The 17720-nt window shown below is 71.4% G+C and carries 13 protein-coding genes; 9 read left to right on the top strand and 4 right to left on the bottom strand.

From position 1 onward, the window contains the following. Positions 1 to 44: 44 nt before the first annotated feature. Positions 45 to 1130, bottom strand: coding sequence for a ribosome small subunit-dependent GTPase A (gene rsgA / locus MYMAC_RS11300; RefSeq protein ID WP_095958099.1), 1086 nt, complete (start codon positions 1128 to 1130; stop codon positions 45 to 47). Positions 1131 to 1497: 367 nt separating this feature from the next. On the opposite strand from rsgA, the gene MYMAC_RS11290 reads away from it, so the two are divergent. The 3 genes from MYMAC_RS11290 to MYMAC_RS11280 all read left to right on the top strand — a co-directional run bounded on the left by MYMAC_RS11290 (position 1498) and on the right by MYMAC_RS11280 (position 5866). Beyond that, on the top strand, positions 1498 to 1968 hold the full coding sequence (locus MYMAC_RS11290; RefSeq protein WP_013938858.1) for an FBP domain-containing protein: 471 nt from the start codon (positions 1498 to 1500) through the stop codon (positions 1966 to 1968). Positions 1969 to 2024: 56 nt separating this feature from the next. Next, the gene (locus tag MYMAC_RS11285) at positions 2025 to 4328 is read left to right on the top strand and encodes a hypothetical protein (RefSeq protein ID WP_204817517.1); all 2304 of its coding nucleotides are present in this window, start codon (positions 2025 to 2027) and stop codon (positions 4326 to 4328) included. Positions 4329 to 5479: 1151 nt separating this feature from the next. After that, positions 5480 to 5866 (top strand): DUF488 domain-containing protein, encoded by a 387-nt coding sequence (locus tag MYMAC_RS11280; RefSeq protein ID WP_063747613.1) that lies wholly within the window; start codon positions 5480 to 5482, stop codon positions 5864 to 5866. A gap of 54 nt (positions 5867 to 5920) precedes the next feature. Here MYMAC_RS11280 and MYMAC_RS11275 read toward each other — a convergent pair whose 3' ends face one another. From MYMAC_RS11275 to MYMAC_RS11265, 3 genes are all read right to left on the bottom strand, one after another. Beyond that, positions 5921 to 6349, bottom strand: coding sequence for a hypothetical protein (locus MYMAC_RS11275; RefSeq protein WP_013938855.1), 429 nt, complete (start codon positions 6347 to 6349; stop codon positions 5921 to 5923). Between the two features lie 174 nt (positions 6350 to 6523). After that, positions 6524 to 6970, bottom strand: a complete 447-nt coding sequence (locus tag MYMAC_RS11270; RefSeq protein ID WP_095958096.1) for a hypothetical protein — start codon at positions 6968 to 6970, stop codon at positions 6524 to 6526. A 181-nt stretch (positions 6971 to 7151) separates the two neighbouring features. Continuing rightward, positions 7152 to 9587, bottom strand: coding sequence for an ABC transporter permease (locus MYMAC_RS11265; RefSeq protein WP_239989483.1), 2436 nt, complete (start codon positions 9585 to 9587; stop codon positions 7152 to 7154). Positions 9588 to 9783: 196 nt separating this feature from the next. Here MYMAC_RS11265 and MYMAC_RS11260 point away from each other — a divergent pair, with 196 nt between their 5' ends. The 6 genes from MYMAC_RS11260 (at position 9784) to meaB (ending at position 17652) form a co-directional block, all read left to right on the top strand. Beyond that, complete coding sequence (locus tag MYMAC_RS11260; RefSeq protein WP_095958095.1) at positions 9784 to 10857, top strand: NAD(P)H-dependent flavin oxidoreductase; 1074 nt, start codon at positions 9784 to 9786, stop codon at positions 10855 to 10857. Positions 10858 to 11045: 188 nt separating this feature from the next. Then, the gene (locus MYMAC_RS11255; RefSeq protein WP_095958094.1) at positions 11046 to 11687 is read left to right on the top strand and encodes a DsbA family oxidoreductase; all 642 of its coding nucleotides are present in this window, start codon (positions 11046 to 11048) and stop codon (positions 11685 to 11687) included. A gap of 55 nt (positions 11688 to 11742) precedes the next feature. Next, complete coding sequence (locus MYMAC_RS11250; RefSeq protein WP_095958093.1) at positions 11743 to 12513, top strand: RNase H family protein; 771 nt, start codon at positions 11743 to 11745, stop codon at positions 12511 to 12513. Positions 12514 to 12593: 80 nt separating this feature from the next. Then, the gene (locus MYMAC_RS11245) at positions 12594 to 14480 is read left to right on the top strand and encodes a methylmalonyl-CoA mutase family protein (RefSeq protein ID WP_095958092.1); all 1887 of its coding nucleotides are present in this window, start codon (positions 12594 to 12596) and stop codon (positions 14478 to 14480) included. Further along, entirely contained in the window at positions 14480 to 16672 is a 2193-nt protein-coding gene (gene scpA / locus MYMAC_RS11240; RefSeq protein ID WP_013938848.1) for a methylmalonyl-CoA mutase, read from the top strand. The genes MYMAC_RS11245 and scpA overlap by 1 nt, the downstream gene beginning before the upstream one ends. Continuing rightward, the gene (gene meaB, locus MYMAC_RS11235) at positions 16669 to 17652 is read left to right on the top strand and encodes a methylmalonyl Co-A mutase-associated GTPase MeaB (RefSeq protein ID WP_095958091.1); all 984 of its coding nucleotides are present in this window, start codon (positions 16669 to 16671) and stop codon (positions 17650 to 17652) included. The genes scpA and meaB overlap by 4 nt, the downstream gene beginning before the upstream one ends. Positions 17653 to 17720 lie beyond the last annotated feature (68 nt).

Genomic DNA, 17720 nt, shown 5'->3' with positions numbered 1-17720 from the left:
GTCAGGAGGCGGTCATTCCACCCGCCTCCCGAGGGACGGCTGACTCAGCTCCGCCGGCGCTTGGAGCGTGAAGCCTCCCAGCCCATCAGCGTCCTGCTGCGCTCATGGCGCCGGTTGTCGCGCTCGGAGGACGCGTTGCCCTGCCGGGCCTGGTAGGCCCGCTCGCGCCGCAGCCGCTCGTAGCTGGCGAGCCGCGACCCGGGCAGCGCCCCCGCCGCCACGGCGTCGCGCACCGCGCAGCCGGGCTCGCGCTGGTGCTGGCAGTCCGTGAAACGGCAGCCAGCGGCGAGCTCGAGGATGTCGGGGAACGTCTGCTCGACGCCGTCGTCCTCGCCCCACAACCCCAGCTCGCGCATGCCGGGCCCGTCAATGAGCATCCCGCCGCCGGGGAGCACGAACAGCTCCCGGTGCGTGGTGGTGTGGCGGCCCTTGTCGTCCTCGGCGCGGACGGCCTGGGTGGCCAGCCGCGCCTCGCCCAGGAGCCGGTTGACGAGCGTGGACTTGCCCACGCCGGAGGAGCCGAGCAGCACGCCCGTCTTCCCCGCCGGCAGCCACGCGCGCAGCACCTCCACGCCCTCGCCCGTCCAGGCGCTCAGGGCCAGCACCGGCACGCCCGGGGCCAGGTCCTCCACCTCGGCCGCGAGCGAGGCCGCGTCGGGATGCAGGTCCGCCTTGGTGAGCACCACCACGGGCGAGGCGCCGCTGCTCCACGCCAGCGCCAGCGCCCGCTCGATGCGGCGGGGGTTGAAGTTGCCATCCAACCCGGCGGCCAGGAACACCACGTCCAGGTTGGCGGCGATGAGCTGGCCGTCCCGCTCGCTGCCGGCCTCACGCCGCGCCAGCACGCCGCGGCGAGGCAGCACGGCGTGGAGCAGCGCCTCGCCGTCCCCGTCGGGGAGCTGGAGCGCCACCCAGTCACCAATGGTGGGCAGGGACTCGGCGCCGGGCGCCTGGTGGAGGAGCCGGCCCGCGGTGCGCGCCAGCAGGGTGCGCGTTGCCGTCTGGACCGTGAGGAGCCCGCGCTGCTGGCGCACGACGCGGCCAGGGACGAGCGAGAGCGTGGACTGCGAGAGGAGCGACGAGAAGGCGTCTTCGAAGGCTGGACCCCAGCCGAGGGTTTCGAGCGACATGGTTTGAAGGACTCCGGACACAGCGGTGCCAGCGGCGCACCTGGTTGTTCAGGGCACCCCGGGGAGCGGAATACCGCGCTGTGCGGGACCTTCTCGGCCAGCTAGACGGCGCGCGCCCTCGAGGTGAACAGGACTTCCACCGCGTCGAGCACAAGGGGCGAGTTCATGAAGCCTCCAGCGGGTTGCGCGGGGCGGTGCCCATCACCGTCCGGCACGGCCTGTCTACCTCGGCGCGAGGCGGCGGGGAATAGCCGCCGGGGCCCTCCCTGGACGCGCGTGCACCGGGCGAGCGCTCGCCCCGCCGGTGGGTTCCGGTGGCGGCGAACATGCCCCACTGTTAGGGGCAGATGTTCTCCAAGGAGCAGCCGTGTTCCGATTCGAAAACGACCGGGCGCTCATCGAGTCCTTCCGCCCGAGAGACCGACGCGTCATCGAGATGCCCGACGGCATCACCTTCCCGCTCTTCGTCCGGGACTACCTCGCCTGGACGGAGACGTCGGGCGCGCGCGTGTACCTCATCTTCTCCGCGCCGGGCAGCCGCAAGCCCATTGGCATCATCTTCCGCCGGGACTCGCTGGGCGGAGAGCCCGTCACCCGCATGTGCGAGTGGTGTCACAGCTACGGCTCCGCACATGAGGTGTGCCTGCTCACCACCGCCGTGGACAGCAAACGGCGCGTGGGAGTGAACCTCTGCGCCGACCTGCGGTGCAAGGAGAAGCTGGAGGACGCGGCGGACCGCTCCGGCCGGCACCCGCTCGAATTTCTCGGAAAGCTCAATGAACGAATGTTTCGTTTCGCGCATGAGGCCTTGGGCATTGAAGCGCAGCCCGCCGCTTGAGCCGTTCGGGCAATCGGGCTTGACCGTGGCGGCATCCTTCGCTCTTTAGCGAGGTGATGCCCCCTGCCCGTTTCCTCGTCGTCGCCTCGCTGCTGGCCGCGGGATTCGCCGCCGCCGCTCCCGTCGTGCAAGTGCCGGAGGGTGGAAGGCTCGTCGAAGTGGTGAGCCAGGGCGTCGTCTGCGGGCCGGTTCGCAACGGCTGGAGCCTGGGCCCGGATGGGCGCTCCGTGCACCCGCCCGCCAGGCCGGATGACAACGCCCGCTCGCAGGACCTCAAGGTCGCGGACACGCCGGCGCAGTGCGCGACCAGCGAGCGAATCGTCACGGTCATCGCCACCGGTCCGCTCCCGCGCATCGACGCCTCGGGGACCTCCTTCTATCCGGACGAGGGCCGCCTGGAGCTGCGCGGCGTGGGGCTGCTGAACGTGGGCGTCGCGTGGTCGGGCAAGCCGCGCGGCGAGCCGGAGCGCCCCGCCATGGAAGGGCAGGACCTCTGCCTGGTGCCCTCCAAGCCCCGGGGGCTCGCGGACTGCGCGGTGCCCGTGCCGCAGGGGCTGCCCACCGACACGGCGCTCTACTGGATTCCGCCCTATGGCCGCTTCGGTCCGGACGTGACGACGTACGACGCCTCCGGGAACCTGGTGGACCCCGAGTCGATGCGCATCCGCCCCGGGCGCACCATCCTCACCGAGCCCCTGGTGCTCTCCAGCGGCATCGACGTGTCGAAGGGGCCGGGCAGCGTCCCCGTCAGCCACTCCGAGGCGATTGCCACCGCCGACTGCGGCACCGCCCGCTGCACGCCGGATGAAGGCTTCATCTCGGTGCGCAATGTCCCGGGCGTGGACGCCACCGTGACGCTGCGCGCGCGGCTGGTGCCTCGCGTCTATTTCTCGCGCGGCGACGTGCTCGACCAGGTCATCACCACCACGCTGTCGGTGCTGGCGTGTCCGCTCACGCCGGTGGAGGGCTCGGTGCTGCGCGGCGCGGAGAACTCCGCGCTCGTGGTGCGGCTGGACCCGGTCTGCGCCCATGACCCGCGCACCCTCGTCTGGACGGTCAACGGCCTGCGCGTCCGCGTGGAGCGCGTGGTGAAGCTGGCGGAGGGCACCTACGTCCTGCTGCGCACCGGCGGCACGTCCGACCAGCAGGTGACCATCACCGCGCTGACCTCGCGGCAGGACGGCACGGTGGTGGCGTCGGAGACGGCGAAGACGCTGCCGCTGCCCGTCCCCCGGGCCAGCCTGGAGCTCCCCGGGCACGGCGCCATCGACTTCATCCCCACCAACCGGCCCGCCGAGGTGAGCATGGCGTCCAACGCGGGCCTGGGGCGCTTCGTGCTGGAGCCGCTGCCTGGCGCCTACAGCGTCACGACGCGCGAGTCCGTCACGCTCATCCAGGGCGAGGCGGCGCCCGGCGCCTTCGTGGCGCTGCGCTTCGGCTACCGGCTGCCCACGTTGCCCGCGGAGCTGGCCACGACGGACCTGGTGCTGGTGGACGAGCGCTTCCAGCGCGTGGTGCGCGAGGCCAGTGTGCCCGTCCGCATCGAAAACCTGGTGGAGTTCATCTGCGCGGACAAGGACGGCAAGGACCAGAAGCTGGAGCCCAGCCGCCCCCACCGGATTCCGTACGAGATGCGCAACACCTGCCGCGTCATCGTGCACCGCGAGCGCTTGAAGCCGGAGGACGGGAATCAGGAGGTCCTGCTCCGCATCAGCGTCACGAGGCCGGATGGTTCGGTGCGCGGAGAGAGCGGCGTGGAGCAGCGGATGTTCCTGCGCCCGCAGGGAGACCAGCGCGACATCCCCGTGCCGGGCAACCTGGGGCAGTACGACCGCATCATCGTCCAGGTCTCCCACGTCGCGGATGAATCCCGCTATGCGTTGAGCACCACGGACCGCACGGGCCTGCCCTCCGCGCAGTGGACGGCCATCGTCACTGGTGGCCTCTTCCGGCTCTACACGACGGCCGCGATTCCCGCCGGTCTCTACCGCGCCACCGAGCCCACCGGGCAGTTGGCCATCAACTTCGGTGTCGTGTCACGACTGGCCCTGCTGAACAACGAGGGCCAGGAGCGGCTGCTGGGAATCGAAGCCGGGTTGATGGGACTGGGGCTCGTGCCGCAGTCGGGTGACATCCAGTTCCCGCCCACGCTCGCGGTCGTGCTGGGACTGGGCCTGCGTGTCCCGATTGGCCCCGGCGCCGCGGTGGGCGCGCAGGCCTGGCTGGCCTACGAGTTCCGTGGCGACATCCGGCGCCGCACGGGCGGAGACCCGTCACTGGACCCCGTCGTTCCGTCGAGCAAGTGGTCCTTCATCTTCGGACCGAGCATCTCTGTCGGTAACGTGGGCTTCAATCTCTGAGCGCCGGGGGCTTGAGGCGAACCGGTCCTCGCGAATGAACTCCTCCGCGGAGGACCGGCTCCCACTCACCCATCCCACACGCCCGAGCCGTCCGACTGCAACGGGCTGACTGCCCCGTTCTGCTACCTCACGCCCGACCTACCCGCCGCCCGTATTGCCCTGTGTTGCTTGATTGCCAACTGACTGGTGATGCCGTGCTGCTGCGTCAGCCGTGCCTCTTGTTGACGCGTGCTGCGGTGTTTCTGTTCCAGGCTGATTGCTGACACGCGTTGCATGTGCCAGGCAATTGTCTGTCGAGCTGTATTGCGTGCCGACTGCGCGAGACAACTTTTGCTGCACCGTGCTGCGTGATGCCTGTGTCAGCAATTGCTGCTGACCTGTGCTGCGTGCTGCTTCAGCCTGCCTTGTGTTGCATGCTGCTGGTCTACCCCGTCCAACCCGCCGCCCGTGCTGCCCCGTCCTGCGTGCTGCCCCGTCCTACCCGCCGCCCGTGCTGCCCCGTCCTGCGTGCTGCCCCGTCCTACCCGCCGCCCGTGCTGCCCCGTCCTGCGTGCTGCCCGTGCTGCCCCGTCCTACCCGCCGCCCGTGCTGCCCGTGCTGCCCCGTCCTACCCGCCGCCCGTGATGCCCCGTACCGCCCCGTCCTGCGTGCTGCCCCGTCCTACCCGCCGCCCGTGCTGCCCCGTACCGCCCCGTCCTGCGTGCTGCCCCGTCCAACCCGCCGCCCCGACTACCCCGTCCTGCGTCCCGCCCCGTCCTACTCGCCGTCCCGACTGCCCCGTCCTGCGTCCTGCCCCGTCCAACCCGCCGCCCGTGCTGCCCTGACTGCCCCGTCCTACCCCACCGCCCTTACCGCCCCGTCCAACCCGCCCACCGTGCTGCCCCGTACCGCCCCGTCCAACCCGCCCACCGTGCTGCCCCGTACCGCCCCGTCCAACCCGCCCACCGTGCTGCCCCGTACCGCCCCGTCACGCTGCTGCCTTAGCCCATAGCAGGGCGCGTGCCGCGGGCTGTCAGGCCCTCAAGATCAACATTTCCAAGCACTTGGAGACATCCCCCCGGCCCCACGGGGCTGGCACCCTTTCCGTTCCGGTAAGAAATCCGGTCCACCGCGGATGGAATACCGTCCCACCCATTCAGGGTTGCCCGACGATGCCGCTCAAAACCAAACGGTGGTGTGTGCCTTCGGAGCCGGACGACGGCTTCCGTGTCCTGGTCTGCCGATACCGCCCCCGAGGTCTGCCCAAGGCCAAGGAAACCTGGGATGTGTGGCAAAGCAACCTGGCGCCCAGCCCGGAGCTCTTCGACGCCTTCTATGGAAAGGGCCGAACGCCCATCACCCTGGACGCCTACCGAGAGCAGTACATCCAGGAGATGGCGTCCCAGCGCGAAGCCATCGCCGCGCTCGCCAGCCGGGTGCGACAAGGCGAGACGGTGACGCTCCTTTGTTCAAAAGACTGCATCCTCGAACAGGTCTGCCACCGCACCATCCTGGCCGAGCTCATCGAGGCCGAGGGCGCCAGCAATGCATCAGCGTAAGCAGTTCGGCCTGACCGACAGGTCAGCCGGGCGTCGGCGGCTTGGCAACAATGTTCAAGCCGTCAGCACAGCCCTCAGCCGCTCAACCATTGGCTCTTGCCCCTCCAGGGTCGAGACCGCTTCATAGAGCGCCTCAAGCCAATCAGCCTCCGCTCCAAGAGCATAGGACAAGGCGGCGAATGCACGAGCCTTCGAGAACTTCGAAACTGCCTCGTCGTCCAGCCCGCCTTCCGCGTCAACCCGGGAGAAATACGCCTCATCATACTGAGCAACGAGGCCATCCAACTCCCATCGCAAGGCGTCAGTCCCTGTGCCGCCACGCCGAATGAGCTCCAGGGCATTGCTGGCAACGGGCTCCATCACCCCGGCGTTGCGCAACCCAGCCTCACAGGCCGCCACCAAGGTCGCGCGCTGGCTCGTCAACGATGCACGCAGGAATTCGTCCGCGAACCCTTGCACGACAGAATCAATCCGGTAGCTCATCGTCACCTTTCCCTTCGTCGCAGAAGCGTAGCAGTGCTCATCGGGGCCGAAGCCTCCCGCGCGCCTTGAAGCGGCGCCCCCGCGGACACCTGGGAACGGCGGAAGCCGCGGCCAGAGCGGCGGTGGACCAGCACCGTCCCGCTCCAGACCGCGGCCCTCCTCGTGCGCCGCGAGCTACTTGCTCATCTTCTCGATGGAAGACGCCATGTTCTCGGTCGTCTTCTCCACGTTGAACCGGGTCCGCACCTGGTCCCCCTCCTTCAGCTCACGCTTGAGGTGGCTTTGGATATCCCGGTGCTTCTCGATGGGCTTCCCATCGATTTGCGTGGAGTGATTGACACCAATGGGCACCACCGCGCCGTTCTGATCCTTGATGTAGACCTTGTCCCGGCGCATCGCCACCACGGAGCCGCTCAGCTCCTGGCCCTGCATCTGGCTGCCGCCCGTGCCGGGCATCTGCGAGCCACTGCTCGGTGGCTCCTGCATCGACGGGTCCTGTGGCATCGATGGCTCCTGAGGCATCGACGGTTCCCGTGGCATCGACGGCTCTTGCGAGCCCTGCGCCAGTGCAGCCCCACCCCACGCCAGCCCCGCGATCATCCCCATCACCTTGAGCTTCATGACCGACCCCTTTCGTCCAGGAGGGCGCACCTCGCCTCCGAGGCCAACCGTGGCCACGCGCCGTCGCGATGCCAGCCGGTGCCAGGGTGCGACCTGCCCTCCCAGACCGGGCGTCACGCTCGTCCCTCCCTCCTCGCGGTACGATGACAGCCACGCCGAGCCGCGGCGGCGCGCTCCCCGCTCAGTCCGCCCGCAGCGCCACCGCGGGGGAGACACGCGCGGCACGGCGAGCGGGCAGCAGCACCGCCAGGAAGGCCACCGCGCCCAGCACCGCCGCCACCAGCCCATACGTCACCGGGTCCGTGGGCCGAACCCCGCTCAGCAGGTGCATGAGCCCGCGGCTGGCGGCCACCGCCAGCCCCAGCCCGATGACGAGCCCACAGGCCGTGAGCCCCAGGTAGCGGCCCAGCACCATCCCCAGCACCTGCTCCTCGCGAGCCCCCAACGCCATGCGGATGCCCAGCTCGCGGGTGCGCTGAAGCACCGCGTAGGCCACGACGCCGTAGAGCCCCACGGCCGCCAGCACCACCGCCACCGCCGCGAACGTCCCCGCCAGCAGCACGTAGAAGCGCAGCGGCGCCATCGTGCGCTCCACCACCGAGGCCAGCGTGCGGACACTGCCGAGCGCCAGGCTCGCGTCCAGGGCCCGGAGCTCCGCGCGAGCCGCGGGCGCCAGGTCGAGCGGCGCGCCCGTCGTCCGCAACAGCACCACCATGCTCGTGGAGCGCCCCTGCGCGTAGGGCACGTACACCTCCGGCAAGGCCGGGGCGCCAAGCCCTTCCAGCGCCATGTCCTCCACCACGCCCACCACGCGCCCGCCCATGGCCCCGCTGCCCCAGTCCATGCCGGTGTCCAAGGTGCGGCCCAACGGGTCCTCACCGGGCCAGAAGCGGCGCGCCGCCTCCGCGTTGACGAGCACCGCGCGCCCACCCGCGCCCTGGTCCGACGCGGTGATGCCCCGGCCCTGGAGCACCTTCACACGCAGGGCCTCCAGCGCGCCCGGCGTCACGATGCGGACGCTGGCCCGCCAGGGCTCCGTGCCCTCTGGGACGGGCCGCACCGGATCCTTCACCGGCACCGTCCACCGGGCGCCATCCAACGGAAGGCCCGTCACGGCGCCCACCTGCACCACGCCGGGCAGGGCGCGCAGCCGCTCCAGCAGCGCGTCATAGAACGCCGCGGGCGCGGCGGTGCCGAAGCCATAGTGCCGGGGCGGCAGCTCCACCTTCACCGTCAACACCCCCTCGGGGTCGAAGCCCGGCTCGGCGCGTTGCAGGTGCACGAAGCTGCGCAGCAGCAACCCCGCGCACACCAGCAACAGCACCGCCAGCGCCGTCTCCGCCACGATGAGGACTGAACGCGTCCGGTGTCCCGGCGCGCCGCCACCGCCGCCGCCCACCACCCGCCGCAAGCCACGAACCAGGTCCAGGCGCCCGGCCTGGAGCGCCGGCACCAGCCCGAACAACAGCATCGTCAATCCGGCCAGCCCCGCGGTGAAGGCCAGCACGGAGCCATCCAGCGACACCTCCTCGATGCGAGGAATGTCCCGAGGCCCCCACGCGACCAGCGCATCCACCGCCCACATCGCCACCAGCAGCCCCACCGCCGCGCCCAGGCCAGCGAGCACCCCGCACTCCACCAGCAGCTCACGGGCAATGCGGCCACGGCTGGCTCCCAGCGCGATGCGCACCGAGACCTCGCCCTCCCGGGAGGCCGCTCGCGCCAGGAGCAGATGCGTGAGGTTCGCGCACGCGATGAGCAGCACCAGCCCCACCGCGCCCAGCATCATCAGGAGCGACGGACGGACCTCGCCCACCAGCACGTCGCGCAGCGGCTCCACCCGCGCGCCCTTGCCTTCATTCGTCTGGGGATGCTGCTCCGCCAGACGGCCCGCGATGGCGGACAGCTCGGTGCGCGCCGACGCCAGGGACACGCCCGGGCGGAGCCTGCCGTACACCTCCAGCCAGTGCGCCCCTCGCCCCTCCGGCTTCGTCATGCCCTCATCCCAGAGGAGCGGGTTCCACAGCTCCGAACCGGAGGGGAAGTCGAACCCCGGCGCCATCACCCCCACCACCGTCAACGGCTCCGGAGCACCCACGTCCACCGAACGGCCCAGGACCTCGGCGCTTCCGCCGAAGCGCCGCTGCCACAGGCCATGGGAAATCACCGCCACCTTCGGCGCGCCGGGCCGGACGTCGTCCGGTCGCAACGCGCGCCCCATTTGCACGCGCGCGCCCAGCATCGGGAAGAAGTCGCCCGTCACCAGCGTCGCCTGGACCTTCTCCGGCGAGGTGTCCGCGCTGTCCGCCGCCAGCGTCACCGCCACGGACGTCACCGCGGACAGGCCCTCCAGCGTGCGGCCCTGCTCGCGCAGGTCCATGAAGTCCAGCACGGACGTGGCCCCCGGCCCCTGCTGCCGCTGGCTGTACACGCGGACCAGCCGCGCATCGTCATGCATGGGCAGCGGCCGCAGCAGCACGGCGTGCACCACGCTGAAGATGGCGATGTTGGCGCCAATGCCCAGCGCCAGCGTGGCCACCGCGACCAGCGTGAAGGTGGGACTGCCACGCAGCCTGCGCAGCGCGAAGCGGAGGTCCTGGCCCAGGGTCATCGTCATGTCCGGAACGCTTGAGCATGCCGCGTGCCATCCACGGCGTACAGGCCACCTGCGCGGAGCGAGAAGCCAGGGTGCTCGGCCATGGGAATCCCGTTCCCGCATCCGGACATCGCGGACGCTTTCGCCTGTCGTTTCCCCCACCATTCCCACTGACCGAGGTTATCCCTCCGCCATTCCCAACCCGAGGAGCGCCGCGATGAGCCAGGGCCGTCCGAACAAAGCCATCCAGAAGCTGGGCATCCAACACCCCATCATCCAGGGGCCCTTCGGAGGCGGAAACTCCACCGAGCGCCTCGCGGCGGCGGTGTCCAACCTCGGAGGCCTGGGCTCCTATGGGGCCCATCAACTGCCCCCGGAAGAGCTTGGCCGCGTGGCGCAGCGAATCCGGGCGCTGACGGACAGGCCCTTCGCGCTGAACCTCTGGGTGTCGGACCACGACGTGGGTGGAGACGCGCTCAGCCCGGAGGCGTTCGACCGCGCCTATCAACTCTTCGAGCCGTACTACCGTGAGCTCGGCGTGGAGAAGCCCGCCATGCCCGAGCGCTTCCACCACCGCTTCGAGGACCAGGTGGAGGCGCTGCTCGAAGCCCGTCCGCCCGTCTTCAGCTTCGTGTTCGGCGTGCCCTCCGCGGCCATCCTGGCGGAGTGCCGGCGCCGGGGCATCCTCACCTCCGGCGCGGCCACCACGCTGGCGGAAGCAGAGGCGCTGGACGCGGCGGGCGTGGACCTCATCGTGGCCACGGGCTTCGAGGCGGGCGGGCACCGGCCGTCCTTCCTCGCGCGCGCCGAGGATTCGCTGATGGGGACCATGGCCCTCACGCCGCTCGTCGCCGACCGGGTGAAGGCGCCCGTCATCGCGGCGGGTGGCCTGGCGGATGGCCGGGGCATCCGCGCCGTGCTCACGCTGGGCGCCCAGGCCGCGCAACTGGGAACGGCGTTCCTCGTCTGCGAGGAATCAGGCACGACGGATGCCCACCGCGAGCTGCTCTTCAGCGACCGCGCGAAGCAGACCACCTTGACGCGCGCCTTCACGGGCCGGCTGGCGCGAGGCCTGCGCAATCGCTGGACGGAGGAGATGGCCGCTCGACAGACAGCGTTCGCCCCCTACCCCATCCAGAGCTGGTTCCTGTCGAAGCTCAAGCCCGCGGCCGTCCAGGCGGGCCGCACGGACCTCGTCTCGCTCTGGGCAGGACAGGCCGCCCCCAACCTGCGGCACCGGACCGTGCCCACCCTGATGGAAGCCCTCATCAAGGAGCTCTCGGCCGCCTGAAGCCGCGCGCCGTCCGCCCGGCCAGAGCTCACGCCATGGCATTGGGATACGGCGCGCGGGGCCACATGACGACGGCCCGCACGCTCGTCTGGAGGCCAGGAGGTCCGGCGCCGCCCGATTCCGCGCCCACCCGGAGATGGCCAACGTGAGGGGATGTCCCTTGCCCGGGACTTCAAGGAGCCTCGCCCATGGCCCAATCGGACATGCCGGTCCGCCTCGACGTCTGGAGCGATTACGTCTGCCCCTTCTGCTACCTGGAGCTCCCCGTCCTCGAGCAACTGCAGGCCCGGCTGGGGGCGGCGCTCGACATCCGCTGGCGCGCCTTCGAGCTGCGCCCGGCCCCCGCGCGGATGCTTGCTCCACTGAATGAGCCCCCACGGCCGGCCTGGTCCCGCGCTGTCTACCCGATGGCCAAGCAGCGGGGCCTGACGCTGAAGCCACCGCCGGTGCAGTCCCGGAGCCGCCTGGCGCTCGAAGCCGCCGAGTTCGCCAAGGACGCGGGGGCCTTCTCGCGCTTTCATGAGGCCCTGTTCCGCGCCTTCTTCCAGGACGGCCGGGACATCGGGGACCCACGCGTGCTGGGAGAGCTGGCGCGGGACGCGGGCCTGGACCGCGAGTCCATGACGCGCGCGCTGGAGGCGGGCCGGTACACCGCGCGCGTGCTCGCCGACGAGGAAGAGGCCCACCGCCTGGGCATCCGCGGCGTCCCGGCCATGCGGCTCGCGGGGGCAGGGCCCGTGCTGCTGCTGAGCGGCGCCCAGCCGGAGGAAGCCGTTCGCGCCGCCTTCACGCGCGTACAGCCAGGGCCCACCCTGAGTGCCATGCACTGAGCGCGTGGACACCGCCGTCCTGGCGGGAGCACTTCGCGCCGAATAGGGTGCCGGCATGGAGCACCGCCCGACCCTCGTCTTCACTGATGGCGCCTGTTCAGGAAACCCCGGCCCGGGTGGCTGGGGGAGCATCATCGTCACGCCCGACGGGCAGGTGACGGAGCTGGGCGGCCACGAGCCGGAGACCACCAACAACCGGATGGAGCTGACGGCCGTGGGCAAGGCCCTGCGCCACCTGGAGCGCACGCCGGGCCCCATCCACATCCACACGGACTCCACCTATGTGATTCAGGGCGCCACGAAGTGGGCCTTCGGCTGGAGCCGGCGCGGGTGGAAGACGGCCGAGGGCGGCGAGGTGGCCAACGCCATCTATTGGAAGCGGCTGATGGCGCTCCTGGCGCAGCGCAAGGAGCACCACGCCGCCGAGGCCGCCGCCGTGGCGTGGTTCTACATCCGGGGCCACGTGGGCGTGCCCGGCAACGAGCGCGTGGACGCCATCGCCGTGGCCTGTTCGAAGGGGCGCGACGCGCGGCTCTACACCGGCCCGCTCCAGGGCTACGGCGTGGCGGTGCACGACCTGCCGGAGGACATGTCGCTCCCCCCAGAGAAGCCCAGGGAGCAGCGCGAGGCCTCCTCGTCCAAGGCCTGGTCGTACCTGAGCCAGGTGGGCGGCTCCGTGAAGCGCCACGCCACCTGGGCCGCGTGCGAGCGCCGGGTGAAAGGGGTGTCCGGCGCCCGGTTCAAGAAGACAAAGAGCGCGCTGGATGAAGCCAAAGTGCTGGAGGACTGGGGCTTCAAGGGTCAGGACGTCCCGTCCGAAGACTAGGGCCTCCCCTCCAAGCCCATTGCTCCGCCGGTCCATTGCGCCTATGGGTCGGTGCGACTCCCATCCCGCGAGGACGCAGCATGGCTCAAGAGCCTCTCCACATCGCCTCGGAGTTCCCGGCCCCATCGGTGGAAGACTGGCGCCGGCTGGTGGACAAGGACTTGAAGGGCAAGCCCTTCTCCGCGCTCCAATCGCCGCTGGAAGGCGGCCTGTCGCTCCAGCCGCTGTACACGCAGCAGGACGCCGCCGCCGCGCCGCCCGCACCTCCGGGCGTGGCCCCCTACCTGCGAGGCACCCAGGCCCTGGGCCTCACCGAGGGTGGGTGGATGGTGTGCCAGGAGTACAGCGAGCCGGACGTGGCGCGGGCCGCCGAGGCCATCCGCACGGACCTGGACCGGGGCGCCTGGGGGGTGTGGCTGCACCTGGGCGACGCGCGCGGCATCCCCGCGCCGGATGCGGCGGCCCTGCGGCGGCTGCTCGCCCACGCGCCGCTCGACACGACGCCGGTGCACCTGGAGCCCGAGTCCGACCCGCTGGCCTCCGCCTCGCACCTGCTCGACGTCGCGGCGCAGACGGGCGTGGCCCGCGCGGCGCTGAGGGGCAGCCTTGGCGTGGACCCGCTCGGCAGCCTGGCTCGCACGGGCGCGCTGCCCGGGGGGTTGGACGCGACGCTGGCCCAGGCCGCGCCCCTGGTCACCTCACTGCGTGAGTCCGCGCCCGGCCTCCGGGTGCTGCTGGTGTCCACGCGAGCCTACGCGGACGCGGGGGCCACGTCGGTGCACGAGCTGGCCTGGGCCATCGCCACGGGCATCGCGTACCTGCGCGGCCTGGAGCGCGCGGGCGTCTCCCCCGACGTCGCGGCGCGCTCCATCCAGTTCGCGATGTCCGTGGGTGGACAGTTCTTCCCGGAGATTGCCCGGCTGCGCGCGGCGCGGCTCCTCTGGTCCAAGGCCGTGGCGGCGTGCGGCGGCTCGCCGGAGGCCCAGGCCATGGTGCTGCACGCGCGCACCGCCAGCACCACCAAGACGCAGCGCGACCCGTGGGTGAACATCCTCCGCGCCACCGCGGAGTCCTTCGCCGCCGTCGTCGGCGGCGCGGACAGCGTCAGCACCGCGCCCTTCGACGAACCCCTGGGCACGCCGGACGCGTCCGCCCGCCGGCTGGCGCGCAACACGCAGCTCATCCTGCGGGACGAGTCGAGCCTCAACCGCGTCGCCGACCCCGCCGGTGGCAGCTACTACCTGGAGCAGCTCACGCAGGACCTCGCCCGCGCGGCGTGGGCGGAGCTGCGGCGCATCGAGGCGCTGGGCGGCATGGAGCAGGCGCTCACGAGCGGCGACGTCACGCGCGTGCTCACGGAGACGCGCGCGGCGCGCGAGAAGGCCGTGCGCACCCGCAAGCTGCCCATCGTCGGCGTGAGCGAGTTCCCCCACCTGGGTGAAGCGCCCGTCCAGCGCGAGTCCCGCGCCGCCGCCACCACGCCCGCGGCGTCGGGCCCCTTGCCCCTGCGTCCGGTGCGGGTGGCCGAGTCCTTCGAGGCGCTGCGCGACGCGAGCGACCGCCACGTCACGGCGAACGGCGCGCGCCCCAAGGCCTTCCTGGCCAGCCTGGGCACGGTGGCCGAGCACACCACCCGCTCCACCTGGGCGGCCAACGTCCTGGCCGCGGGCGGCATCGAGCCCGCGGACGCGCACGGCTTCGCGGACGTCGCGGACGCGGCGGAGCGCTTCGCTGCATCCGGTGCGACGCTCGCCGTCATCTCCGGGCCGGACGCGCTGTACCCTGAATGGGTGCCCGCGTTGACGGCGGCGCTCAAGGCGAAGGGCGCGCGCGCGGTGGCCGTGGCGGGGCGTCCCGGTGACCACGAGGCCGCCTTCCGCGCGGCCGGCGTGGACGCCTTCCTCTTCGCGGGCGCGGACCTGTTCGCGCTCCTGTCCTCACTGCACCAGCAGCTCGGAGTGGCCTGATGCGCACCCAGGTACCGGACTTCTCGGGCATCGACTTCGACGCCCCCGAAACGCACGCCGCCGCGCCCGCGCGCGACCAGCAGCTTCGCCAGGCCGGCGAGGCGACGCGCAACGCCGAGCGCTGGGACACGCCCGAGGGCATCCCCGTCAAGCCGGTGTACACGCGCGAGGATTTGGAGGGCGTGGAGCACCTGGGCTCGCTGCCGGGCCTGCCGCCCTTCGTGCGCGGCCCCTACTCCACCATGTACGTGCAGCAGCCATGGACGGTGCGGCAGTACGCCGGCTTCTCCACGGCCGAGGCCTCCAACGCCTTCTACCGCCGCAACCTCGCGGCCGGACAGAAGGGCCTGTCCATCGCCTTCGACCTCGCGACGCACCGGGGCTACGACAGCGACCACCCCCGCGTGGCGGGGGACGTGGGCATGGCGGGCGTGGCCATCGACTCCATCAAGGACATGCGCATCCTGTTCGACCGGATTCCGCTCGACCAGATGAGCGTGTCCATGACGATGAACGGGGCCGTGCTCCCGGTGCTGGCGCTCTACGTGGTCGCCGCCGAGGAGCAGGGCGTGCGCCCCGAGCAGCTCAGCGGGACCATCCAGAACGACATCCTCAAGGAGTTCATGGTCCGCAACACGTACATCTACCCGCCCGGCCCGTCGATGCGCATCATCGGCGACATCTTCCGCTTCACCGCGGAGAAGATGCCGCGCTTCAACAGCATCAGCATCAGCGGCTACCACATGCAGGAGGCCGGGGCGACGCAGGACCTGGAGCTGGGCTACACGCTGGCGGACGGCGTGGAGTACGTGCGCGCGGGGCTCGCGGCGGGCCTGGGCGTGGACGCCTTCGCGCCGCGCCTGTCCTTCTTCTGGGCCATTGGCATGAACTTCTTCATGGAAGTGGCCAAGATGCGCGCCGCCCGGCTGCTGTGGGCGAAGCTCATCAAGGGCTTCTCCCCCAAGACGGACAAGAGCCTGGCGCTGCGCACCCACAGCCAGACGTCCGGCTGGAGCCTCACCGCGCAGGACGTCTTCAACAACGTGGTGCGCACCTGCGTGGAGGCCATGGCCGCCACCCAGGGCCACACGCAGAGCCTGCACACCAACTCGCTGGACGAGGCCATCGCGCTGCCCACCGACTTCAGCGCGCGCATCGCCCGCAACACCCAGCTCTACCTCCAGTTGGAGAGCGGCACCACGCGCGTCATCGACCCGTGGGGCGGCAGCTACTACGTGGAGCGCCTGACGCACGAGCTGGCGCGCAAGGCCTGGGCCCACATCCAGGAGGTGGAGGCGCTGGGCGGCATGACGAAGGCCATTGAGGCCGGCCTGCCCAAGCTGCGCATCGAGGAGGCGGCGGCGCGCACCCAGGCGCGCATCGACTCCGGCCGCCAGGCCATCATCGGCGTGAACAAGTACCCGCCCGAGCGCGAGGACTCCATCGAGATTCTCAAGGTGGACAACTCCGCGGTGCGCGAGGCGCAGATTGCGCGCCTGCGCGAGCTGCGCGCCGAGCGCGACGCGGAGGACGTGCGCCGCAAGCTGGACGCGCTCACCGAGGCGGGCCGGCGCGGCGAGGGCAACCTGCTGGCGCTGGCCATCGACGCGGCCCGCGCCAAGGCGACGGTGGGCGAAATCAGCGACGCGCTCGAGAAGGTGTTCGGGCGCTACGAGGCCACGGTGCGCAGCGTGACGGGTGTGTATTCCAGCGAAGCGGGCAAGGACGCCACGGGCATCATCGACGCGCGCGCGAAGGCGGACGCGTTCCTGGCGCGCTTCGGCCGCCGGCCGCGCATCCTCATCGCGAAGATGGGCCAGGACGGCCATGACCGCGGCCAGAAGGTCATCGCCACCGCGTTCGCGGACCTGGGCTTCGACGTGGACATCGGCCCGCTGTTCCAGACGCCCGAGGAGTCCGCGCGCCAGGCCGTGGAGAACGACGTGCACGTGGTGGGCGCCAGCTCGCTCGCCGCGGGCCACCTGACGCTGGTGCCGCAGCTCAAGCAGGCCCTCAAGGCGCTGGGCCGCGAGGACATCATGGTCGTCGTGGGCGGCGTCATCCCCGCGCAGGACTACGACGCGCTGCGCGCCGCGGGCGCCGCGGCCATCTTCGGCCCCGGCACGGTCATCTCCAAGGCGGCCATCGAGCTGCTCGACAAGCTGGCCGCGTCGCTGGAGGAAGAGGCGTGAAGCTGCTGCCCGCGGACGCGTACGTGGACGGCGTGCGCGCGGGCGACCGCGCCATGCTCGCTCGCACCATCACCCTGGTGGAGAGCGAGCTGCCGCGCCACGCCGCGCTCGCGCAGGAGGTCCTCACGCGGCTGCTCCCCGCCACGGGCGGCAGCCGGCGCGTGGGCATCAGCGGCGTGCCGGGCGTGGGCAAGAGCACCTTCATCGACGCGCTGGGCATGCACCTGGTGAACGCCGGCAAGCGCGTGGCCGTGCTGGCCATCGACCCGTCCAGCACCGTGTCCGGCGGCAGCATCCTGGGGGACAAGACGCGCATGGCCCGGCTGTCCCGGGAGGAAGCGGCGTACATCCGCCCCAGCCCCTCCAGCGGCACCCTGGGCGGCGTGGCCCGCAAGACGCGGGAGACGCTGCTGCTCTGTGAGGCGGCGGGCTTCGACGTGGTGCTGGTGGAGACGGTGGGCGTGGGCCAGTCGGAGACCGTCGTCGCCGACCTGGTGGACTTCTACCTGGTGCTCATGCTGGCGGGCGCCGGGGACGAGCTGCAGGGCATCAAGCGCGGCATCCTGGAAGTGGCGGACATGCTTGCCATCAACAAGGCGGACGGCGACAACAAGCCGCGCGCCGAGCGGGCCCGGTCCGAGCTACGCGCCGCGTTGCACCTGATGCGGCCCGGCGCCGAGCCGGAAATCACCACCTGCAGCGCCCTGGAGGGCAGCGGCATCCAGAAGCTGTGGACCTCCGTGGAGACGCAGCTCGGACGGAGCACGGCGTCAGGCGCGCTGGCGCGCCGCCGCAAGGCGCAGCAGGTGCAGTGGATGTGGACCATGGTGCAGGACGGCCTCCGAGCGGCCCTGCGTGCGCACCCCGAGGTGTCCGCACTGGTGCCCACGCTGGAGGCGGACGTGCGCGAAGGGCGCGCCACGCCGACGTCGGCCGCACTGCGGGTGCTGGGCGCATTCCTGCCCGAAACGAGGGCATGACAGCCCGCGTCGTGGAGCAATCAGTCCCGCTCCAATCCCTTGCCTCGACGTAAACGGCGCTCTTACTG

The sequence above is a fragment of the Corallococcus macrosporus DSM 14697 genome, from assembly GCF_002305895.1.
In the GTDB taxonomy this organism is placed as follows: domain Bacteria; phylum Myxococcota; class Myxococcia; order Myxococcales; family Myxococcaceae; genus Myxococcus; species Myxococcus macrosporus.
Note: the sequence above shows the minus strand (reverse complement) of the source record. Positions and strands in the feature narration are given on the sequence as shown.

Bases quoted from the DNA above. Each gene is read 5' to 3' on its own strand.
- rsgA (WP_095958099.1), bottom strand. From the start codon at position 1,130: ATGTCGCTCGAAACCCTCGGCTGGGGTCCAGCCTTCGAAGACGCCTTC.
- MYMAC_RS11270 (WP_095958096.1), bottom strand. From the start codon at position 6,970: ATGAAGCTCAAGGTGATGGGGATGATCGCGGGGCTGGCGTGGGGTGGG.
- MYMAC_RS11275 (WP_013938855.1), bottom strand. From the start codon at position 6,349: ATGAGCTACCGGATTGATTCTGTCGTGCAAGGGTTCGCGGACGAATTC.
- MYMAC_RS11250 (WP_095958093.1), top strand. From the start codon at position 11,743: ATGGAGCACCGCCCGACCCTCGTCTTCACTGATGGCGCCTGTTCAGGA.
- MYMAC_RS11285 (WP_204817517.1), top strand. From the start codon at position 2,025: ATGCCCCCTGCCCGTTTCCTCGTCGTCGCCTCGCTGCTGGCCGCGGGA.
- MYMAC_RS11245 (WP_095958092.1), top strand. From the start codon at position 12,594: ATGGCTCAAGAGCCTCTCCACATCGCCTCGGAGTTCCCGGCCCCATCG.
- MYMAC_RS11255 (WP_095958094.1), top strand. From the start codon at position 11,046: ATGGCCCAATCGGACATGCCGGTCCGCCTCGACGTCTGGAGCGATTAC.
- MYMAC_RS11280 (WP_063747613.1), top strand. From the start codon at position 5,480: ATGCCGCTCAAAACCAAACGGTGGTGTGTGCCTTCGGAGCCGGACGAC.
- MYMAC_RS11260 (WP_095958095.1), top strand. From the start codon at position 9,784: ATGAGCCAGGGCCGTCCGAACAAAGCCATCCAGAAGCTGGGCATCCAA.
- MYMAC_RS11265 (WP_239989483.1), bottom strand. From the start codon at position 9,587: ATGACGATGACCCTGGGCCAGGACCTCCGCTTCGCGCTGCGCAGGCTG.
- scpA (WP_013938848.1), top strand. From the start codon at position 14,480: ATGCGCACCCAGGTACCGGACTTCTCGGGCATCGACTTCGACGCCCCC.